The sequence below is a fragment of the Streptomyces sp. NPDC056948 genome (assembly GCF_042674225.1).
Taxonomy (GTDB): domain Bacteria; phylum Actinomycetota; class Actinomycetes; order Streptomycetales; family Streptomycetaceae; genus Streptomyces; species Streptomyces purpurascens.
Genome location: NZ_JBHUQX010000811.1, coordinates 1 through 1,349, shown reverse-complemented (window position 1 = coordinate 1,349; position 1,349 = coordinate 1). Strand labels below are relative to the sequence as shown.

The following is a 1,349-nucleotide window of genomic DNA, read 5'->3' as shown; positions in this document are numbered from 1 at the left end:
AATCCACGACGACGGGGCCGTTGACAACGGTCACCGGCCCCTTCCGCTGCTCCTGTGACTACAGGTAGAGGCCCGTCGAGTCCTCCGCGCCCTCGAACCGGTCCGCCGCCACGGCGTGCAGGTCACGCTCGCGCATGAGCACATACGCGACGCCCCGCACCTCGACCTCGGCGCGGTCCTCCGGGTCGTACAGAACCCGGTCGCCCGTCTCCACGGTCCGCACGTTCTGCCCCACCGCGACGACCTCGGCCCAGGCCAGCCGCCGGCCGACCGCCGCCGTGGCGGGAATCAGGATGCCGCCACCGGAACGCCGCTCGCCCTCGCTGGTGTCCTGCCGCACGAGTACGCGGTCGTGCAGCATCCGGATGGGCAGCTTGTCCGGATGGGTGCTGTGCTCGTTCCTGTTGGCGCTCACGCCCTGAAACCTACCTGTCTTCGCCGCGAACGTACGCAGTCGGGTCAGCCCTTGCGCCGCCGCGTGCCGAGGGCCAGCAGCCCGACCACACCGACCACCACGAGGGCGACCGGCACGACCCGCTCCAGGCGCGGCGCGCCGTCCTCGCCCACGAACCGGGCCCGCACATCGGTGACGGCCCTGTTGACCCCCACGTACGCCCGCCCGAGGGTGTGATCGATATTCGACGCGACCTTGGCCTTGGCGTCCCCGACGATCGTCTTCGGGTGCACCCGCACCCCGATCTCGTCGAGGGTCTCGGCCAGGTTCTCGCGGCGGCGCCTGATGTCCGCCTCGATCTGCGCCGGGGTCCTGGTGTCCGCCGTGTCCGCCACCGTGTCGCCTCCGAAGTCGGTATAAAGCCTGTGCCGGACAGTCTGTCAGCTCCACGGCTCATAGCACCGTCAGGACCCCCGGTTACGCTGGACCGATGAGCGAGCGACTCCAGCCGGGGAACGTGGCCCCCGCCTTCACCCTGCCCGACGCCGACGGCACCGAGGTGTCCCTGGCGGACCACAAGGGCCGCAAGGTCATCGTCTACTTCTACCCGGCCGCCCTCACCCCCGGCTGCACCAAGCAGGCCTGCGACTTCACGGACAACCTGGAGCTGCTGACGGGCGCGGGCTACGACGTCATCGGCATCTCCCCCGACCAGCCCGCGAAGCTGGCCAAATTCCGCGACAAGGAATCCCTGAAGATCACCCTCCTCGCCGACCCGGACAAGCAGGTCCTGGAGTCCTACGCCGCCTTCGGCGAGAAGAAGAACTACGGCAAGACCTACATGGGCGTCATCCGCTCCACGATCATCGTGGACGAGGAGGGCAAGGTCGAACACGCGCTGTACAACGTCCGCGCGACAGGCCACGTAGCCAAGATCATCAAGGATCTGGGGATC

Annotated in this window: 3 protein-coding genes; 1 reads left to right on the top strand and 2 read right to left on the bottom strand. The window is 68.7% G+C overall.

Annotated elements, in window-relative coordinates; translation table 11 throughout:
* Positions 1-58: 58 nt before the first annotated feature.
* Positions 59-415, bottom strand: a complete 357-nt coding sequence (locus tag ACFTZL_RS44935) for a GroES family chaperonin (RefSeq protein WP_382596437.1) — start codon at positions 413-415, stop codon at positions 59-61.
* A gap of 44 nt (positions 416-459) precedes the next feature.
* Positions 460-789 (bottom strand): DUF3618 domain-containing protein, encoded by a 330-nt coding sequence (locus ACFTZL_RS44930; RefSeq protein WP_382596434.1) that lies wholly within the window; start codon positions 787-789, stop codon positions 460-462.
* Between the two features lie 95 nt (positions 790-884).
* Between ACFTZL_RS44930 and bcp the strand changes: the two genes are divergently transcribed.
* On the top strand, positions 885-1,349 hold a 465-nt coding region (bcp, locus tag ACFTZL_RS44925; RefSeq protein ID WP_382596431.1), incomplete at its 3' end, for a thioredoxin-dependent thiol peroxidase.